The sequence below is a fragment of the Deinococcus peraridilitoris DSM 19664 genome (assembly GCF_000317835.1).
Classification (GTDB): Bacteria; Deinococcota; Deinococci; order Deinococcales; family Deinococcaceae; genus Deinococcus_A; species Deinococcus_A peraridilitoris.
On the sequence record NC_019793.1, the window covers coordinates 2840627 to 2859573 of the forward strand.

General features: G+C 63.9%; 20 protein-coding genes. 6 read left to right on the forward strand and 14 right to left on the reverse strand.

Going from position 1 to position 18947, the window contains the following annotated elements:
* Positions 1 to 124: 124 nt before the first annotated feature.
* Entirely contained in the window at positions 125 to 1753 is a 1629-nt protein-coding gene (locus tag DEIPE_RS13805) for a bifunctional metallophosphatase/5'-nucleotidase (RefSeq protein WP_015236592.1), read from the forward strand.
* Between the two features lie 105 nt (positions 1754 to 1858).
* Here DEIPE_RS13805 and DEIPE_RS24710 read toward each other — a convergent pair whose 3' ends face one another.
* From DEIPE_RS24710 to DEIPE_RS13825, 5 genes are all read right to left on the reverse strand, one after another.
* Complete coding sequence (locus DEIPE_RS24710; protein ID WP_342663268.1) at positions 1859 to 2344, reverse strand: His/Gly/Thr/Pro-type tRNA ligase C-terminal domain-containing protein; 486 nt, start codon at positions 2342 to 2344, stop codon at positions 1859 to 1861.
* Entirely contained in the window at positions 2251 to 3696 is a 1446-nt protein-coding gene (gene proS / locus DEIPE_RS13810) for a proline--tRNA ligase (protein ID WP_217218448.1), read from the reverse strand. The genes DEIPE_RS24710 and proS overlap by 94 nt, the downstream gene beginning before the upstream one ends.
* Positions 3697 to 3933: 237 nt before the next feature.
* Positions 3934 to 4209 (reverse strand): hypothetical protein, encoded by a 276-nt coding sequence (locus tag DEIPE_RS13815; protein ID WP_015236593.1) that lies wholly within the window; start codon positions 4207 to 4209, stop codon positions 3934 to 3936.
* A gap of 245 nt (positions 4210 to 4454) precedes the next feature.
* Positions 4455 to 4826 (reverse strand): hypothetical protein, encoded by a 372-nt coding sequence (locus DEIPE_RS13820; protein WP_015236594.1) that lies wholly within the window; start codon positions 4824 to 4826, stop codon positions 4455 to 4457.
* The gene (locus DEIPE_RS13825; protein ID WP_015236595.1) at positions 4827 to 5360 is read right to left on the reverse strand and encodes a DinB family protein; all 534 of its coding nucleotides are present in this window, start codon (positions 5358 to 5360) and stop codon (positions 4827 to 4829) included.
* 210 nt (positions 5361 to 5570) lie between these two features.
* Here DEIPE_RS13825 and DEIPE_RS13830 point away from each other — a divergent pair, with 210 nt between their 5' ends.
* Positions 5571 to 6503 (forward strand): DMT family transporter, encoded by a 933-nt coding sequence (locus DEIPE_RS13830; RefSeq protein ID WP_015236596.1) that lies wholly within the window; start codon positions 5571 to 5573, stop codon positions 6501 to 6503.
* Between the two features lie 30 nt (positions 6504 to 6533).
* On the opposite strand, the gene DEIPE_RS13835 is transcribed toward DEIPE_RS13830, so the two are convergent.
* Positions 6534 to 7448 carry a chromosome partitioning protein ParB gene (locus DEIPE_RS13835; RefSeq protein ID WP_015236597.1) on the reverse strand — a complete coding sequence of 305 codons (915 nt, stop codon included), beginning with the start codon at positions 7446 to 7448 and terminating at the stop codon, positions 6534 to 6536.
* A gap of 247 nt (positions 7449 to 7695) precedes the next feature.
* Between DEIPE_RS13835 and DEIPE_RS13840 the strand changes: the two genes are divergently transcribed.
* Both DEIPE_RS13840 and DEIPE_RS13845 read left to right on the forward strand, forming a co-directional pair.
* A complete protein-coding gene (locus DEIPE_RS13840; RefSeq protein WP_015236598.1) occupies positions 7696 to 8289 on the forward strand; it encodes a sulfite oxidase-like oxidoreductase in 594 nt (197 codons plus the stop codon).
* A gap of 34 nt (positions 8290 to 8323) precedes the next feature.
* A complete protein-coding gene (locus DEIPE_RS13845; protein ID WP_015236599.1) occupies positions 8324 to 8872 on the forward strand; it encodes a mismatch-specific DNA-glycosylase in 549 nt (182 codons plus the stop codon).
* A gap of 30 nt (positions 8873 to 8902) precedes the next feature.
* On the opposite strand, the gene lysA is transcribed toward DEIPE_RS13845, so the two are convergent.
* Positions 8903 to 10081, reverse strand: a complete 1179-nt coding sequence (gene lysA, locus DEIPE_RS13850; protein ID WP_041230911.1) for a diaminopimelate decarboxylase — start codon at positions 10079 to 10081, stop codon at positions 8903 to 8905.
* A 59-nt stretch (positions 10082 to 10140) separates the two neighbouring features.
* Positions 10141 to 11400: an MDR family MFS transporter gene (locus tag DEIPE_RS13855; protein ID WP_041230912.1), complete on the reverse strand. Its 1260-nt coding sequence runs from the start codon at positions 11398 to 11400 to the stop codon at positions 10141 to 10143.
* A gap of 55 nt (positions 11401 to 11455) precedes the next feature.
* Between DEIPE_RS13855 and DEIPE_RS13860 the strand changes: the two genes are divergently transcribed.
* Positions 11456 to 13192, forward strand: a complete 1737-nt coding sequence (locus DEIPE_RS13860) for an ABC transporter substrate-binding protein (protein WP_015236602.1) — start codon at positions 11456 to 11458, stop codon at positions 13190 to 13192.
* A gap of 93 nt (positions 13193 to 13285) precedes the next feature.
* Positions 13286 to 14431, forward strand: coding sequence for a tRNA 2-thiouridine(34) synthase MnmA (gene mnmA / locus DEIPE_RS13865; RefSeq protein ID WP_015236603.1), 1146 nt, complete (start codon positions 13286 to 13288; stop codon positions 14429 to 14431).
* Between the two features lie 53 nt (positions 14432 to 14484).
* Here mnmA and DEIPE_RS13870 read toward each other — a convergent pair whose 3' ends face one another.
* The 6 genes from DEIPE_RS13870 to DEIPE_RS13895 form a co-directional block, all read right to left on the reverse strand.
* On the reverse strand, positions 14485 to 15132 hold the full coding sequence (locus DEIPE_RS13870) for a 3-oxoacid CoA-transferase subunit B (RefSeq protein ID WP_041230914.1): 648 nt from the start codon (positions 15130 to 15132) through the stop codon (positions 14485 to 14487).
* A gap of 77 nt (positions 15133 to 15209) precedes the next feature.
* Positions 15210 to 15683: a transcription elongation factor GreA gene (gene greA / locus DEIPE_RS13875; protein ID WP_015236605.1), complete on the reverse strand. Its 474-nt coding sequence runs from the start codon at positions 15681 to 15683 to the stop codon at positions 15210 to 15212.
* A 58-nt stretch (positions 15684 to 15741) separates the two neighbouring features.
* Entirely contained in the window at positions 15742 to 16437 is a 696-nt protein-coding gene (locus tag DEIPE_RS13880; RefSeq protein ID WP_015236606.1) for a CoA transferase subunit A, read from the reverse strand.
* Positions 16438 to 16520: 83 nt separating this feature from the next.
* Positions 16521 to 17597, reverse strand: coding sequence for a type IV pilus twitching motility protein PilT (locus tag DEIPE_RS13885; RefSeq protein WP_015236607.1), 1077 nt, complete (start codon positions 17595 to 17597; stop codon positions 16521 to 16523).
* A 63-nt stretch (positions 17598 to 17660) separates the two neighbouring features.
* A complete protein-coding gene (gene panC / locus DEIPE_RS13890) occupies positions 17661 to 18509 on the reverse strand; it encodes a pantoate--beta-alanine ligase (RefSeq protein ID WP_015236608.1) in 849 nt (282 codons plus the stop codon).
* Between the two features lie 66 nt (positions 18510 to 18575).
* Positions 18576 to 18947 carry a phage holin family protein gene (locus DEIPE_RS13895; protein WP_015236609.1) on the reverse strand — a complete coding sequence of 124 codons (372 nt, stop codon included), beginning with the start codon at positions 18945 to 18947 and terminating at the stop codon, positions 18576 to 18578.

Consider the following 18947-nt stretch of genomic DNA (forward strand, 5'->3'; position numbering starts at 1 on the left):
AGTATGGCCAGCAAGCAGGTAAACTGAGAGCGCTCCTACAGCAGGAGGCGACGTTCTCGCCGTGATCCGGTCACCGGAACGGCGGGTCGTCCGGTATCACCACAGCAGGAAAACAGGAGGTCATATGAAGGCACGTACTTTGTGGCTCGCGGCCCTGACGCTGGGCTTGTCCGCTTATGCCAGTCAGGCCGTACAGTCACGTCCGGTGACGATTCAGTTGCTCGACATCTCCGACTGGCACGCGCAGCTCGAACCGCTGACGGTGGGAAGCGGTGACGCGGCGTACAAGATCGGCGGCGCGGCGGCGCTCAGTGCTTACTTCAAGCAGGATCGCGCGCAGAATCCCAACACCCTGACGCTCACCGGTGGGGACGCCTACGGTGGTTCGCCGCCCCTGTCAGGCTTTTTCAACGAAGAACCCGCCATCGAAGCCATGAACCTGATGGGCTTCGACGCCGATACCCTTGGAAACCACAACTTCGACCGCGGAATCCCGTTCCTGCAGAACCTGATCGACAAGGCCAAATTCCAGTACGTCTCGGCCAACCTCAAGAACGTCGACGCCAACGTCAAGAACGTCAAGCCCTACAAGATCTTTACCCTGGACGGCGTGAAGGTGGCGGTGATCGGCATCACCAACCCCGAGGCGGCCTCGCTGGTCGCGCCGGGTGCGCTGGGAACCATCGAGGTCACCGACCCCGTGGCCGCCGCGAACCGCGCGCGCGCCGCCGCGAGAGTCGAAGGGGCCCAGGTCTTTGTGGCCATCACGCACCTCGGGGTGAACAGCGTCGACCCGGCCACCAAAGCGGGTTCGGGACCATTGATCGATTTCGCCAAGCGTGTCAACGGCTTTCACGTGATCTTCGGCGATCACACCAACGTGCAGTACAGCGGGGTCGTGGGCGACGCCCTGGTGGTCGAGAACCTCAGCAAGGGCGCTTCGTATGCCAAGGTGCAGGTCAAGGTCGACGCCAGAAACGGAAGGCTGCTCGACCGTAGCGTGACCTTTGTCGAGCCACGGGTGAGCGCCGTCACGCCCGATCCGGCCGTCGAGCAGCTGATCGCGAAGTACCGCACCCAGCTCGCCCAGCAGCTTGACCGGAAGATCGGGGCCGCCACGGACCTCTTCCCACGCGGAAACAACGTCGAGCGGCTGCGTGAGGTGGCGCTCGGCAACCTGGTCGCCGACGCCATGCTCGACCGCTACAAGACCCAACTCGCCTTCTCGAACGGCGGCAGCATCCGCAGCTCACTGCCCTCCAACAGTTACGAGCCGGTCGACAAGGCGCTGCGCCGCCCCACCCCCGGTTACCAGGCGGGACCGCCGTTCGACGTGGTCGCGGGCGACGTGTACAGCGTCTTGCCGTTCGGAAACTCCGTCGTGACCCGCACGGTCACCGGAGCGCAGCTGCACGCCATTCTGGAGCACAGCGTGGGCGCCCTGCCCGCCGCCAACGGCCGCTTCCTGCAGATCGCGGGCTTCAAGTTCACCTATGACTCCACGAAGCCTGCCGGCTCGCGCATCGTGAGTGTCACCCTCAACAGTGGCGCGGCCATCCAGAAGGACGCCACCACCTACACGCTGGCGCTCAGCGACTTCATCAACAACGGTGGAGACGCCTACACCATGCTCGCCGACGGGCAGGGCGTGTCACGGGAACAGGACGCCCAGGTGGTGCTGGAGTACATCCAGCAAAAGGGCACCATCACACCCACCGTCGAAGGACGCATTCGCGACATCGCGACTCCTTAACGCAGTTGCTCTGAACGGGTACAGGCAGAAGCAGCTGTATTAACTGTCAGGTGAGAAGCTTCGGGGATGGCGTGCTGGTAACCCGTTACCAGCACGCCATCCCCGCTATAGATGACGCCCTGCTCGCAGCGGATACCCCACTGCTGACATTCCGCTCGTGAATTCCAGTACACATGTCACGAGGTCCTCGACGCGAACAACGGTGGAATGGCCCGAGGCGCGCTCGACCCACTCAACCTCCCCGCTCGTCACCGACCGGCCCGTCACCACCCGAAGGGGTATTCCGAGCAGATCCGCGTCTTTCAACTTCACGCCTGCCCGGTCATGCCGGTCATCCAGCAGCACTTCCACCCCAGCCGCGACAAGCTCCCCGTACAAGCGCTCCGCAACCTGCACCTGAAGCGCCTCACGCATGTTCGGCACCACCAGCAGATGCACCTGAAACGGCGCGAGGCTCAAGGGCCACACCAGGCCTCGCTCGTCATGATGCTGCTCCACTACGGCCTGCACCAGGCGAGTGACCCCCATACCGTAACAGCCCATCCACAAGGAACGCTCGTGCCCGTCGGTGTCCGCGAAGGTTGCCTGCATGGCTGAGGCGTACTTCGTGCCGAGCTCGAAAATATGCCCACCTCAATCCCACGTGCTGACCGCAGGCGCTGGGATGCGTCATGAAGTGATGTGTCGCCTTCTCTCGCAAGGCGGACATCCACCACAGACGGCGGGAGCGTAAACTGCTCAGTCCAGTTGGCCCCGACGACATGAACCTCAGATTCATTGGCGCCCGTCACGAAGTTCGTCAGCTCTGCCGCGCTGCGATCCACCAGCCGCAGAAACTGCGCTGCAACACTCGGAACGTCCGCGATGAATTCATCACCCAGATCCGGCGAGAGGTACCCCAGTGGGAGGTTACGCCTGAGCCAGGCGCGTTGCTGCTCTGCACTCGGCACGACAAGACGCAGGAGGGTGTCCGCACCGAAGGTCGGGGCAATTTGCGTGATGACATTCGCGAGCTTCGTTTCATTCACCGTCTGGTCTCCACGGACGCTGACCAGCACTGGCACCATGACGCCATTGAGATGCGCTTCGTATAGCACGTTCTTCACTACGTTTGACGCGTGACACGACAGCAGGCGGCAGATTGATTCGATGGTCGCGGCGTTCGGTGTCGCGCGCTTCTCAAATGCCTGGAAGGGTGAAGGCCACGCTTTACTCAGCCTGGACTCTGCCTTCTCGCTATTTGCCGCGTACACCCCGTCATCGGTGTAGAGCACTTCATCCTCGCCTGCCTGAGCGAGAACCATGAATTCCCGGCTGTTCGACCCGCCGATCGCGCCAGAATCTGCCTGCACCGCCCGCCACCGAACCCCGGCTCGGTCCAAAATGCGTGCGTATGCTTCTCCAACCTGCTCGAAGGTGATGTGTAGATCATCGGGGGTAGCGTGGAAGGAATACCCGTCCTTCATGGTGAACTCGCGGGCACGCAGCAACCCGAATCGTGGGCGGATTTCGTCACGGAATTTCGTCTGGATCTGATAAAGGTGGACAGGCAGCTGTCGGTAGCTACGGATCAGGTCGCGTGCAAGGAAGGTCACGACTTCTTCGTGCGTGGGGCCCAGGGCCTGCTCGCGGCCTTGCCGGTCCGTGAGAGCGAACATGATGCCTTCCGCCTGGGTGTAGGAGTCCCAACGGCCTGACTCGCGCCAGAGGTCGGCGCTTTGCAGTTGAGGCAGCAGGCATTCCTGGGCGCCAATGGCAGCAAGTTCCTGGCGGATGATGTCGTGCAGTTTGTGCAGGACGCGCTGCAAGAGGGGCAGGTAAGCGTAGGTGCCGCTGCCGACCCGGCGGATGAATCCGGCGCGGAGGAGCAACTGGTGACTGGTGAGTTCAGCTTCGCTGGGGGTCTCGCGTTGAGTAACGAACAAGGCGTTCGAGAGGCGCATAATGGCTCCTGATCGGAATGCAGAGCGACTCGACGGGGTGTGGGCCGTCGAAAACGAAACAGGTTATTGTGTCGGCGTCAAGGACGCATGGGTGGATTACCCCCGAGGGGCTTGACGGGCTGGGGGACCCGGAAGATCGGGTCAAGAATCAGGACAGCACCCCAGCGCATGCGTTCAGGGTAACACGCCATCCCGACAAAGCAGCAGGACTTCGCCCAGCTGCGCTGTTCCAAGCTGTCAATTGGTGGTGGGTACCTCGGTTGCCAAGGCTTTGCACCAGGGCTGCTTCGTGCGGGGAAGGCCCGCTTCGACACAGGCAATCACGAATGGACGCTCGATCCCGCTGGTCGCTTCGCAGTCGATCGGGGTGGGCGTCTGCGGCTGTAGACGCCGAAGGAGAGCCCGAATACCTTCGTCAGTATTGCGGTGCGTGGCAGTGGTGCCGGCTGCGTAGCTGCCGACGTCGAGAGCCGTGAGGGAGACATCGATGCCAACGAAATGCTGGCTGTTCATGATGCTTGGCCTCCTCGCAAGGGATGTCCAGCCAAGCCCAGCCTTTCAGAATCGAACTTGTGGTTCAGGCAGCTGTTCGAACTTATAGGCCAAGACGGGTCGACTTGGCGATACTCGCTTTTGACCGATCTGGAGCACCCATGGAATGACGGTCTACCATGTCGTTGCCCGACCTTAACTCAAAAGGGAAAGCAGGCAATTTTTGCGCTGCGCTTTCCCTTCTGCTTTCCTGTCTGGTCGGGCGCTCATTCCAGGGTGTACTTGAGACCTTCCTCCAGCCCGACTTCATTCCAGGCGTCGCGTCGCAGCACTTTGTTGCGCGTCCAGGGAACGTAATCTGTTTTGCCGTCCGGTGAGCGCAGAAAACCGCGCAGGCCGACCTCTGCCGCGCGCAGCGTGCCGCCTTCCAGGCCCACCTGGAGCAAACGCAGCACCTCCTCGCGCGGCAGCTCCCCGGTAAGGCGCAGTGCGCGGACCTCGTCCTCGCCGTAGTAGGTCGGGCGCAGGCCCCAGAACGCCGCGACACGCTCGGCGTCCACCCGTGCCAGGGGCCGCGAGAAGGTCAGGTGCGCGTCGAGTTCGAAGCCGCGCGAAGGGCCCGGCGTGGGTTGCGCCACTCAGCTCACCCCGAGCTGCCGGCGGTGGTCGCGCACGTGCCCGCAGGCCATGCGGGCCCAGCCGAAGGCGTTCAGTTCACCCAGATAACGGTGCCAGAAGGTCCGCGAGGACGCCGGATCGATGGCCTCCACCACGGTGAGCAGACGGGCGTTGGTTTCACGCCACTGGGGCTCCAGCTGCGCCCACGGCAGGCCCTCGCCGGGTTCGAGGTTCTCGGGCGCGATGCGGCGGCCCTCGTGCATTGGACCAAATTCACGCGGGATCTCGGGCAGCTCCCGCGTGCCGTTGAGCAGGTGCATGACCTTGCTGAAGGCGATGTTGGCCTTCAGGACGTGCTCGGCCTGCTGGGCCGGACTCCACAGACCCTGGTAGCGCGACGGTTCGCCCGCGCCCAGGTGTTCGCGGATCGGAACGAACCAGCGGGACTCACACTGCGTGAGCGCTGTTTCGAAGTCGGCCAGGGCAGTCCGGAGGTGCTCGGCTGTTTCCGCAGGGGTGCTGCCGTAGCGGGACAGGAAGGCAGTATCGATCATGCCCCAGTGTAAGCGCCGGTGTCCCCAGTGTCCCTGTGTCTGGCGTCCCCTGGGTATGGTGCCCGCTTGCCCTAGAGGCAAGCTGTGCTGCCGGTGTGATGGCAAGCTGTTACCATTTGCGGAGACAGTCGGGCGCCATCGGCCGAGACCAGCATTTATGACGTTTTCCTTTCTTCTTCCAGTCCGCGCAGGTGCCCTGCCTTGCTGCGAATGTTGCGTGTGGCGCGGGTGAGTCATGTTCCTGCGCCAGGTAAGGTGCCGTTCAGCGTTGTAGAAACACTGGTGCCACTGGCCTTCGTGCTGCTGTGGAGTACCGGCTTTGTCGGCTCCAAACTGGGTTTTCCGTACGCCGAGCCGTTCACGTTTCTGTCGCTGCGTTTTCTGCTGACACTGCTGTTGCTGCTGGCCGTGGTCGTGTTTACACGCCCGGCCTGGCCGCGCTCCTGGCGGCAGGCGGGGCATATCGCGCTCAGTGGGGTGTTTTTGCATGCCGTCTACCTCAGTGGGACCTGGTACGCCATTTACCTTGGTCTGCCCGCCGGTCTGGCCGCTTTGATCGTGGGGTTGCAGCCTGTTCTCACGGCCGCTTTGGCGCCCTTGCTGGGCGAGCGGGTGAGCGTGCGCGCGTGGACCGGTCTGGGCCTGGGATTCGTGGGCGTGGCCCTGGTGGTGCTCGACAAACTGCTGGTCGGACATCATCAGGCCGTGCAGCCCATGGCCCTGCTGGCTGCCGGGGTCGCACTGATCGGCACGACGGTCGGTACGCTGCATCAGAAGCGCTTCTCCTCGACCATGCCACTGGTGAGCGGCACGATCATCCAGTACACCGTCACCCTGCTGCTGGTCGGGCCCGCGGCCCTCTTGTTCGAGACGCGGCAGGTCGACTGGACACCGGAGTTTCTGTTCGCACTGGGCTGGCTGATTCTGGCCCTGTCACTGGGGGCGATGTTCCTGCTGCTTTATCTGCTGCGGTCACGCACGACCGCGCGCGTGACCAGCCTGTTCTACCTGGTGCCCCCGGCCACTGCCCTGGAGGCTTATCTGCTGTTCAACGAAACGCTGGGCCTCGCCGCACTGTTTGGCATGCTGGTGGTGGTGCTGGGAGTGTGGCTGGTCGCGACGGACGCCCGTAAAGCGGCTTGAGCGTTACGGGCGTCCGGATGCATGCTGGATTCAGGTGGTCGGGTGTAGTTTCTGTCCGTGCAGCAACAGTTGCAAGCGGGTTCCGACCCGTTTCCAGGCGCGTGGCCGAAAATGCCGCACAAAGTCGAGGGTCGCCAGTTCGCTGCCCACGTCAAAGCCGTAGCGCTGCTTCAGGAAATAGCGGTGGTCCATGATCCAGAGGTACAGATCGGCCTCGGTGCGTCCGGGAAAAAAGCGCATGACGTGATGCTGCTCGATGTGCTCGGTCACGCGGGCGTACAGCCGGCGGTGCCAGCTCTCGACGGCCTCTTCCCAGCCGACCTCGCGTTCGTGTTTGAGGCTCAGGTAGTACTGCCGGGTACGGATGTGGTCGAGCACGATGTCGTAGCGTCCGGGCGTGGTGAAGCGGATTAGGCGGTGGTGGGGCGCGAGCTCGTCGAGTCGGGTGAGGCTCAGAAAACGCGCGTACTCGCCCTTGATGATCAGGTCCCTGAGGGTGTCATCGGGCTCGGGTTTGACGCGCACGTCCAGTTCGATGATGCTCGCGTCGATGTACTTCTGGCCGTTGCGGCGTGCGACCGAGACCCGGTGATTGCCGTCCTTGACAAAGTACAGCTCGCCGACCTTGTAGACCTGAATGGGAGGAAGTTCGCGCCCACCGAGCTGCGCCTTGCGAACGGAAATCCAGCGCTCATCCAGAAAGTGTTCTTTGGGGAGAAAGTGGCGCGAGAAATCGCGGTAACGGTCGACGCTGCCGATCACCGAATCTACCGGAATCGACTGGACGCCCAGCTGGTGCTCGCCGTGCGGTGCGAGGTGCTTGACCCAGTCAAAGGGAATCAGCTCGTTGGGAACGCCGCGAACCACGCTCAGAAAGTCCTCGACGGTCGCAGCGAGACGCGCGCGTTCGACATCTTGTTTGGCCTGGCTGTGGTTGTCGATCATGCTGCTCCCGGCGGTGTCACGTGTGGTGCTTCTCTTCAGGCATTGCAACGGTTTGCTGTCAAGGCCGGGTCATGGTTGACCCCTGCTCTTATGGTACTCCGTTCAAACGGAATTTGTGTCGCATATACACAATCAGGCGACCGGCGCATGACTCAAGCCACGATCATGACCCTCGCGCCAATTCCTGAGAAAGCGGGTGTTAGCGTGGCGGAAGTGCCGCCTGGGCGGCCGAACGTCAGGAGGAATCATGCTGGGCAAATTCTTCAAGAAGCCCGAAGACGACCAGGGCGGCCGTATCCCCCCCGGCCAGACCCTCACCACCCGCTTCCCGGTGCTCACCTACGGTCCCACCCCGCGCATCGAAGCCCATAACGTGGAACTGCGCATCTGGGGGCTTGCCGAGGAGGCCACCTTCACCTGGGGTGAACTGATGAGTCTGCCCCAGACCACCCACACCTATGACATTCACTGTGTCACCCACTGGAGCAAGCTCGATACCAGCTGGACCGGGGTGCGCGTCACCGACCTGATGCCGCTGATCAAGCTGAAGGGCGGCGCCACACACGTGATGATTCACAGCTACGGCGGCTACACCACCAACCTCAGTTTGCAGGACTTCGTGCGCGACCTCAATTTGCTGGCGTGGCAGTACGACGGCGCGCCCCTCGAAACCGAGCACGGTGGCCCGATGCGCCTGGTGGTGCCGCACCTGTATTTCTGGAAAAGCGCCAAGTGGATCTCGGGCCTGGAATTCATCGACCACGACCAGCCCGGCTTCTGGGAGCGCAACGGCTATCACATGCGTGGAGACCCGTTCAAGGACGAGCGGTATAACGAGTGAGGACACGGCTCGACGGACGGCCACTCAGCTGCCCATGACTGCTCCTGCCACGAGCGACTACATCGTGCCCGACCTGCTGCGCGAAGGTCTGGTGCTGGTGTTCTGCGGCACCGCGCCCAGTCCGGCCTCGGCGCGGGCGCGGGCGTACTACGCGCACCCGCACAACAAGTTCTGGCCGTTGCTGCACCGCGCTGGTTTCACCCCCAGGCAGCTGCGCCCCACCGAATACCCAGAGTTGCTCTCCTGGGATATTGGCCTGACCGACATGGCCAAGCGGCACTTCGGCATCGACTCGAAACTGCCCAAAGAAGCCTGGGCGCCGCTGGAACTGCGAGAAAAGCTGGTGCGCTACGCGCCGCGCCTGCTGGCTTTTACCAGCAAGCGCGCCGCGAGCGAAGCCCTGAGCACGCCGACAGGCAAGCTGCCCTATGGGCGCCAGGAGCGGACCCTGGAGGGAACAGAACTCTGGGTGCTGCCCTCCACCAGTCCGCTGGGTGACAACCACTTCCGCGAAGAGCCCTGGCTGATGCTGGGCGAGCGCTACCGCGACTTGAGGCTGGCGAAGGATACGATCGGTGACTGAGGAGCAGCGAGGAACAAGGTCAGGGTGCCGTCAGTACGAAACCGCGCCCGACTCCGGTTCTACCTCGGCTGCCCACACGTCCTCGGGCCGCTCGCGCCGGCGGATCAGCTGCCACCCTCCGTCCCACAGCACCTCCGCCGGGCGGGAGCGCGACAGGTAGCTGCTGCTCATGACCGCGCCGTAGGCTCCTGCCTCGCCCACCGCCAGCAGCGCGCCGGGGGAGGGGGTGGGCAGTTCCACGTCACGCCGCAGGACATCGCCGCTTTCACAGGCCGGACCGGCCAGATCGTACACGTGGCGCTCGGGCGCGTCCCACAGGGGTGTGACGGGGTGCTTGGCGTCGTAGAGCATGGGCCGCAGCAGTTCGGTCATGCCGGCGTCGCACAGCACAAACGAGCGCGCGGTGCGCTTGGTGCCGACCACCCGCGTGAGCAGCACGCCCGCCAGCGCGACCAGATAACGGCCCGGCTCGACCCACAGTTCGCGCGCACCAAAAGCGCTCTGCGCTTCACGGGCCGCTGCCGCGATGCCCGGTAGGTCGGCCCTCAGCCCCCAGCCCCCGCCGACGTCGAGCACCTCCAGCTGGCCAAAACCCAGCTCGCGCAGTTGCGGCGCCAGCGTCGTGAGCTGACCGAAGGCCACGCCAAAGTCGGCCGAGTCGCGAATGGAGCTGCCGATATGCAGGTGCAGTCCCCGGATCTGCAACCCTGCTTCTCGGGCTGCGGAGAAGACCTGCACCACGCCCTGCAGGGGCACACCGAACTTGGCGTGGGCGGCGCCCGTCGCGAGGTGGTCGTGGGTGCTTACGGGCAGGCCGGGATTGACCCGCACCAGCACCCGCGCGCCGGGCGGCAGGAGCGACACTTCCTCCTCGCGGTCGATCACAAAGGTCGCGCCCATCTCGGCGCCGTGCTGGTACTCCTGGGCGCTTTTGGCGGGGCCGTTCACGATGACCTCGTCTCCGGCGCAACCCAGAAAGCGCGTGCGGGCGAGCTCGCCGGGGGAGACCGCTTCAAAGCCGACGCCCTGGGCACGCAGGCGCCGCAGCACCGCGAAATTGGAGTTGGCCTTCATGGCGTAGAAAATCCGGGCGCCCGGAAAGGCGTCACGTACACGTTTCAGGGCTGTGTCGATTTCGCTGGCGTCGTAGACGTACAGGGGGGTACCGAAACGGTCGGCAGCCTGAAGGAGCTGGTCAGGGGAAAGCATCGTGTCCACTCTAGCGAGCCCGATCCCTGTATGCCGGCGGGAACCGTGCCCAGGTGTGATCATACGGTGCCCACTTGCGGCACTCCAGATGGGCGTCCAGTGGACAGTGCCAGGCGGCTGAGCCAGATGCCCAAAAGGCCCAGCAGCACGGTTAAGGCTGCCATACCCACTCCGCCGATTAGCGCTCCCAGTGGGACACCGAGCGCGGCGACCCACTTGGCCAGTGTGAAGATCTGCCCGTTCACCGCGAGGTACGCGCCGCGCTGGTTTTCGGGAATAAGGTCGGCCAGCAACGCCTGACGGGTCGGGACGTACAGCAACTCGCCCAGGCTCAGCACCAGCGTTCCGATCAGCAGCACGGAAAGGGAGTTGCCCGCAGCCAGCAGCGCGAAACCGGTGGCGAACAAGGCGAAGCCAAGAAACATCAAACGGTGGGTGCTGTAAGGCCGCTTATTCCACCGGTCAACCCAGGCAGTGACAGGCGCTGTCAGCAGCACGATCATCAGCGTGTTGAGGCCGGTGAGCAGGCTCAGGACCCGCACGCCGTCGAGTGATACCCCGGCCAGCAGTTGAGCAGGAAAATCCTGGGCAAGGTGAACGGCCACGAAATTGCTGCGACCGAACTCGATGCTCAGGACGGCGATGCCTGCCAGTGTGAACAGCGCAAAGGCACGGTCTCGAAAGACTCGCGCGTAGCTGCGTGCCAGGGGACGCCAGCCCAGTTCCTGCCGAACGGCCTTGCTACTTTTCCCAGCTCTGGTTTCGCTCATGCCCTTCCAGACCAGCGCGAAGGTCACGAGGGACATGCCCACCAAGAGGGCCAGCAGCAGCGTGAAGTGATCGCCGTACAGCCAGCCGCCCAGCAGCGTACCGATCAACAGGCTGGCGTTCACTGCCCAGTAGTTGACGGCATACATGAAGGTGCGGCTCTCGGGCGTTGAGACGTCCATCAGCATCGCTTCGGCGGCTGGGTTGATCAGCCCCGAAGCGACGTTCACAAGGCACACCGCAGCAAAAGTCCACCAGGGGTGTGGCCCGTCCAGGTTGGCCAGCAGCATCCCCGTGAACGCCGCGACCTTGAGTGCCTCTCCCGCGAGCAGGGTGCGCCGCCTACCCCAGGCATCTGCGAGCGCGCCGCCGTACAGACCTGCAAGAAACTGCACGCCCACCAGCAGGGCCAGCAGCAAGCCAGCCAGCGCGGCACCCAGCTGTGTGGTGAAGTAGATCGCCAAGAATGGAAAGACTGCCCCTCCCACCATGCGGCTTAGAAAGGAGGTAACAATGCGCATTCGGATATTGGGGTGCAGACGCTGCCACATGAGCCTCAGTGTCGGACATCTGAAAAAGGGGAAAAAGGGGCAAAATAGACGCATCTTGTCCCCTTTTCTCACCACCCCTGACTGGCTTTACCTGACTTTGCGGGCCGAACTGTACAGACGTTCGGGGGAAGCCCAGGCGTACCTCGTGACGTTGCCGGAACTGATGAGGCTGTGGCGCTGCAGCGACAAGACCGCCAAACGTCAGCTGCGTCGGCTGGTCACCGAACACCATGTCCATTACGTGCCGGGCCGTGGACGCGGCCACCGCTCCTGCCTGCGCTTCCCGGTTTCCTTGTACGGCGAAATTTCCGCGCTGGTGTGCTCGCTTACGCAGGAGCAGAATGTCTCGGCCCTGGCCCGGCTGGCCAGGCTGCCCATTCCCGCCGCCTGGGTCATGACTTCCGAGGTGGGCGCCCTGTTTGGCCTGACGCGTCCGGCGCCCGGCGTCCACCGGCTGCGCAGCGTGGTGATGCGTGATCTGAGCAGCCTGAACCCGCTGCACGCCTCGAACACCCTCGAAGCGCACCTGCTGTTTCAGACGCTCGACCCACTGTTACGTGTGAGCGGCCGGCAGCTCAAGCCACACCTCGCTCACCACTGGGAAGAAGCGTCCGGCGGGCTTCGCTGGACTTTCTTCCTGCGTCGGGCCGTGCAATTTCATCACGGGCGAACGCTTGATTCTGCCGACGTGGCCCACACCATGTCGCGCCTGCAGGCTTCGGCCGGATGGCTGCTGCCTCATCTGACCGGGGTCGAGACGCCCGACCCGCTGACCGTGACCGTGCACCTGAACCGCCCCGACTGCTTTCTGCCCTGGCGGCTCACGGGTACTCAGGCCTTGATTACGCCGCGTGACGTGCCGTACGACGAGGCAGCCCCCACCGGTACCGGCGCCTTTCGCCTGACCGTAGCAGAAGGAAACATCCGGCTGCGCGCCTTCGACGCACACTTCGGGGGCCCACCCCTGATTGACGAGGTCGAGTTCTACCGCGTGCCGCGTGGTGAGGACAGCCCCGGTTACTTTGTCGAGGGAGCCGACAGCCGTGCCAGTGATGCCTGGCAGGCCGAGGTGGGCGTGCAGTTTCTGATCTGGAATGCCTGGCGGCTTGCGAGCCAGAACGCGATGCTGCGGGCTGCAGTAAACGAACTGTACGACGTGCAGGCCCTGTGGCAGGACACGAAGCGCCAAGAGCCCCTACGGCCTGCGTCGTCCTTCTATCCGCGCCGGACCGAGGAGCGCCCGGTCCGGGCACACTGTCTTGCGCGCGCCGCAGAATTGATTCGGCAGGCCGACCACGACGGCCCACCCTTGAAACTGTACGCGTTGAGCTGGGCGCAACCACAAGAGGAGGCGCGCTGGCTGGCCGCGCGCGCGGAGTGTCTCGGGCTGCGCATGGAGGTCTGCTCTTTTGAACTGGACGACTCCCTCCTGATTCAGGACGCCGACCTGGTGATGCTCGGCGAGGTGGCCGGTGCGAACGAACATCTGGCTTTCCTGACTGCGATGCAGCAACCGGAGCTGCTTTTTCGTCAGTTGTTGCCTGCTGATGTGCTGGCCAGGATTGACGCTGCTCTGGACGGCTTTCGGATGGCCTACACCTTCGAGGAACGTGACGTGATTCTGGACCAGGTCGAGGAGCTGTTGCTCTCCCGTTATTGGATGACATTGACCTATCACCGTGTCAAACGCCGTCGCCTGCATCCATTGATCCGTGACGTGTGGCCTGACGCCTATGGTCGCATCGACCTGAAGCGCCTGTGGGTCGGGTCGGTCGGTGCCTTGGGCTCGTAAGGTTGAAAGCGGCTGGCCGGTCAATTGCGGAACCGTTGCCGGGTGACCTGCGTCACTCGCGCCCCATCGGTGCCTTGCTAGACTTGACCGGTTATGTCGAAGGGTCGCGTATTGTGTGCCATGTCCGGTGGGGTCGATTCCAGCGTCTCGGCGGCGCTGCTCAAGGAGCAGGGCTACGAGGTGATCGGCGCCATGATGCGCTTCTGGCCCGACAACAAGCGCACGGACACCTTCGACTCGTGCTGCTCGCCGGACGCCGCCTACGAGGCGCGGCGCGTGGCCGATCAGGTGGGCGTGCCGTTTTACCTGCTCGATTACCGCGACGAGTTCAAGCGCAACATCATGGACCCCTTTATCGCGGATTACGCGGCGGGACGCACGCCCAATCCCTGCGTGAACTGCAACACCAAAGTGAAGTTCGACGCCCTGGTCAAGAAGGCGCGCATGCTGGGCTGCGAGTACGTCGCGACCGGCCACTACGTCAAGCGGGTGGACCGCGAGGACGGCCCGAACGGCGAAAAGAGGGTCGAGTTTCACCGTGGCGACGATCCGCGCAAGGACCAGACCTACTTTCTGTGGGGCACGCCACGCGACGCGCTGGCGCACATCATCTTTCCGGTGGGAGAAATGGAAAAGCCCCGGGTCCGCGAGCTCGCCGAGCAGCATGGCCTGATCACGGCGCAAAAGCCCGAATCGCAGAACATCTGCTTCGTGCCCGGCACCGTCAAGGAGTTCGTGAGCGAGTTCATTCCGCAAAAGGGCGGCCCCATTGCCGAGATCCGTACGGGTGAGGTGGTCGGCGAGCACCTGGGCACGCAGTTTTACACCCTGGGGCAGAAAAAGGGCCTCGGCCTCTTCAAGACCCACGAGGTGCGTTTCGTCGTGCACCTCGACCCGGACACCAACACTGTCTGGGTCGGGGATTACGAGGACTGTCAGTGGCACGGCCTGAAAGCCAGGAGCGCCAACTACCTGCTCGACCTGGCAAGCCTGCCCCGCGAACTCGACGTGCAGGTCCGCTACCGGGCCACCCCCGTGCGGGCGCGCGTCGTGCAGGCGGACGAGGCGGGCTTCGAGCTGGAGTTTTATGAGCCTCAGTTCGCGGTCGCGCCCGGTCAGAGCGTCGTGCTGTATGACGGGCCACGCCTGCTGGGCGGCGGCCTGATCGAGGACCACTCCAGGATGCTGCCTGCCCTGCGCTGGCCGAAAAAGCGTGCCCCATTGACACTGTCGCGGTAAATCTGCAAAACCCCTGCCGAGGGGCAGGGGTTTTGCAACGCTGAGACTTTCCCTCAATCGGCAGCGTGCGCTGAAAGCCGCTCCTCAAAGGGGGCCGTGGTTTTGGCGCGCACCTCGTCCAGGGTGGCCCCTTCCTGCAACTCGACCAGAACGAGCGCGCCGTTCACGACACGGAACATGGCCAGCTCGGTCACGATGGTGTCCACCACGCCAAACGCCGTCGCGGGCAGGGTCAGCTGCGGCACGATCTTGGGTGTGCCGTCCTTTTCCGTGTGGGTCATGGTGACGATCAGGCGCCGCGCGCCCGCGCAGAGGTCCATGGCCCCGCCCACGCCCAGCACCGCCTTGCCGGGCACCGCCCAGTTGGCAATGTCGCCCGCCGCGCTCACCTGCAGCGCGCCGATCACCGCGACATTCACGTGCCCACCACGAATCATGGCAAAGGACAGGCTGCTGTCAAAATAGGCAGTGCCGGGTTTCTCGGTCACGGGCTGCTTGCCCGCGTTCACGAGGTTGGCGTCGACCTCTTCGGGGCTGGGCGTGTCGCCGAAACCCAGCACGCCGTTTTCCGAGTGCAGGTGAACTTCGCGCTCGCCAAGGTATCTAGGCACCAGGGCCGGAATGCCGATGCCGAGGTTGACGATGTCTCCGGCGCGCAGTTCACGCGCGGCCCGCCGGGCAATGATGTCACGAACAGACATGATGTTCCCCCTGTTGCCCCTTGGCTTGAACCTGGGCACCGGAAAAAGAGCGGCAGAGCCACCTCTGCTGCTCCAAATCACTCGTACTTCACGTCGAGAATCTGAAACTGCTGGTTTCCCTTGGGCAGGCTCACCTTCACGGTCTCGCCCGCAGTGTGCCCGTCAAGCGCCTTGCCAATGGGGCTCTGGTCGCTGATTTTGCCCTTCAGCACGTCCACTTCGTAGGTGCCGACCACTTCGAAGTGGTGCTGCTTGCCATTCTGATCCTGCACCGTGACGCGTGCGCCCAGGCCCACGCGGCTCTCGTTCTCGTTGAGTTCCACGATCACGGCGCGCGACAGGCGGTCTTCCATTTCCTGAATGCGCGCTTCGTTCTCGCTTTGCTGCATGCGCGCTTCGTCATACGCCGCGCTTTCGCGCAAATCGCCGTCGGCAAGGGCGCTGCCCATGTATTCGCTGATCTGCTCGCGGCGCACGGTCTTGAGGTATTCCAGGTCGGTCTTGAGTTTCTCGTACCCTTTGCGGGTCATCTGAATGCGTTCGGTCGTCATAGCCAAATTCCAGTATAGGGTGCGCGGGTGAGCCTGACCTTCCCTCCGCAGCTGTATTTCACCTCAGCATCTCCTCGACACTCTTGACGTCCAAGATGTGCACCTGTGCGCGGACCAGACGGGACACGAACAGGTGAGGGGTATGAATGGCGCCCGGCGGCAGTGACCCGGCCGAGACGGTCTGGTCGACTTCAGCCACCGTCACTCGGGCGGCGGTCGCCATGGCCACGTTGAAGTTCTGCTGGGTCTTGTCGTACACCAGGTTGCCCAGCGCGTCGGCCCGCTCGGCCCGGACCAGGGCAAAGTCTGCTTTCAGCGGGCGCTCCAGCACGTGCAGCCGCCCGTCGATCTCGCGCTGCTCCTTGCCTTCCGCGAGCAACGTGCCCGCCCCGACCGGCGTGAAGAATCCGCCCAGCCCCGCACCGCCCGCACGAATCGCTTCGGCCAGGGTGCCCTGGGGAAGCAGCTCTACTTCGAGCTCTCCGCGCTCCACCGCCGCGACCACCTCGGGGTTGCTGGTGAAGTAGCTGCCAATGGCCTTGCGAATGCGCCCCAGCGAGAGCAGGCGGCTGAGCCCCTTGCCGCCCGGCTCGCCCAGGTTGTTGCTGATGATGGTGAGGTCGCGTGCGCCGTGTTCGCACAGCGCGTCGATCAAGGTCAGGGGAGCGCCCACGAGCCCAAAGCCGCCTACCATGACGCTCATGCCGTCACTCAGGCCATCCAGCGCTTCGAGGGCAGAATCAAGCGGTTTCACAGCAGGATGCTAAAACGCCCGCAGGGCGCTTTGGAAGGGCTGCCGACCTGCAGAGCGCACCGCGGACGTTTCACTTGCAAGTTCTAGCGGGTGACGCCCTGGCGTGTGATCATCAGGCGCACCTCGTGCGGGCTGGTGGCATTTTCCAGCGCCTCGTCGAGCGTGATGAACTTGTTGGTGTACAGCTCGACCAGGTGCTGGTCGAAGGTGTGCATGCCCCGGATGTTGTCCTCGATCAGGGCGTCCTTGATGAGGGGCGTTTTTTCCTCGTCCTTGATGTAGTCCTTGATGAGAGGGGTATTGATCAGCAATTCGAGGCCCAGCACCCGCCCGACACCGTCCGAGCGGCGCAGCAGCCGCTGGCTGAGAATGCCGATCAGCGAATCGGCCAGCAGAATGCGGATCTGGTCGCGCTCGTGCGGCTGAAAGAAATCGATGATGCGGTTGACGCTGCGCACGGCGTCGTTGGTGTGCAGCGTCGAGAGCACCAGGTGACCGGTCTGCGCGGCGCTGAGGGCCGCCTCGACCGTTTCCTTGTCGCGCATCTCGCCGATCATGATGACGTCGGGGTCCTGGCGCATGGCGTACTTGAGCGCCGTGCGAAAGTCGCGGGTGTCGTTGCCGATCTCGCGCTGTACCACGATGGCGCGCTTGTTCTTGTGCAGAATCTCGATCGGGTCCTCGATGGTGATGATGTTCGAGGGGTAACTGTGGTTGATGTGGTCGAGCAGGCTGGCGAGGGTGGTGGTCTTGCCGCTGCCCGTGGGCCCGGTGACCAGGATCAGCCCACGCCCGTGCGAGGCGAAGTCGCGCATGGCCTGAGCGGGCAGGCCGAGCGCCTCGAACGAGGGAATGACGTCGCCCACCACGCGCATGACGATCCCGACCGCGCCGCGCTGCCGGAACACGTTGCAGCGAAAGCGCCCCACGCCGGGGAGCGAGTAGGCCGAGTCAAGCTCGTTGCGGTACTCGAAATCTTCCCACTGGTCGCTGCTGAGCAGGCTGCGCGCCAGGGTAGCGGTGTCCGAGGGCATCAGTACCGAGTCGCCAAAGGGCACCAGCACCCCATCAATTCGGGCGGTGGGCGCGCTGCCCGCCTGCAGGTGAACGTCCGAGGCGCGCCGGGCGACCATGGTGCGCAGCAGTTCGTCGAGTGTCATACAACCTCCTGGAACGCCGGGCGCGTTCGCGTGTGAAGCGTTGGTGTGGGAAAGGGGCAGGGATCAGGCATGGGCGTTCTCGGAAAGGGGCATGTTATCGATCAGGCGCACCCCGAACAGGCACGCGGCAATCAGCAGCCGGGCCCCCTCGGGACGCGAGATGACCTCGATGGGCCTGAGGTTCTCATCCACCAGTGCGAGGTAGTCGAGCGTCAGCTCGCGTTCGCTCATCAGGACCATGCGCGCGGTGTCCAGCAGTCGCTTGGACAGGCGCTCGCCTTTGGCATAGGCGTTTTGTGCGGCGCGCAAGGCACGCGACAGGATGGCGGCCCGCTCGCGCTGCTCGGCCGTGAAGTAGCTGTTACGGCTGCTCAGGGCTAGGCCGCTTGGCTCGCGTACGGTGGGGCAGCCGACGATCTCGACGCTCAGATTGAAATCGCGCACCACACGCCGGATGACGGCAAGCTGCTGCCAGTCTTTTTCACCAAAATAGGCGCGGGTAGGGGAGACCAGGTTCAGCAGCTTCAGCACGACCGTCGCCACGCCCGAAAAGTGTCCGGGTCGTGACGCTCCTTCCCAGCCTTCGCCGGGGCCGCCCAGCTCGATGCGTGAAGTGAAGCCCTCGGGATACATCACCGACGCCTGCGGATGAAAGAGCAGGTGCGCGCCGTGCTGCTCGGCGATTTCCTGATCGCGCGCCAGGTCGCGCGGGTAGCGTGACAGGTCCTCGCCGGCGCCGAACTGCAGCGGATTGACGAAGACACTGACCACGACCCGCTCGTTTTCTTGGCTGGCTCGCTCGATCAGCCGGGCATGACCGTCGTGCAAAAAGCCCATGGTGGGAACGAAGCCGACAGAGGCTGCGCCCACAAGGCGCGCGCGCAACTCCACCGGAGATTGAATGAGTTCCATGTGAAAGGAGTCTAGCGCGACCTCCCAGGCTTCTTCGTGAAAACTTAAGAAAGCACGCCGGGCGCTTTACCTGCCCGCACGCTTTGTCCTGCTGTTCAGCAAGGCGTCCAGCAGCCAGCTCACGATGGCCAGCACCAAAGCGCCCCAGAGCGCCTCAAGTGGGCCACCGATATTCAGGCTGGTCACGCTGGCCACCAGCCACAGCACCACCGCGTTGACCACCAGTGCGAACAGGCCCAGGGTCAGCAGGGTGACCGGCAGGGACAGAAAGAGCAGCACCGGCCGGATCAGCGCGTTCACCAGGCCCAGCACCAGCGCGGCCACCAGCACCTCACGGGGCTGCGCTCCCCCCTCGAAAGACACGCCCTGCGGATACAGGCGGCTCGTCAGCCACAGGGCCAGGGCGTTGACGCCGATTTTGATGACAAAGGAACGCAT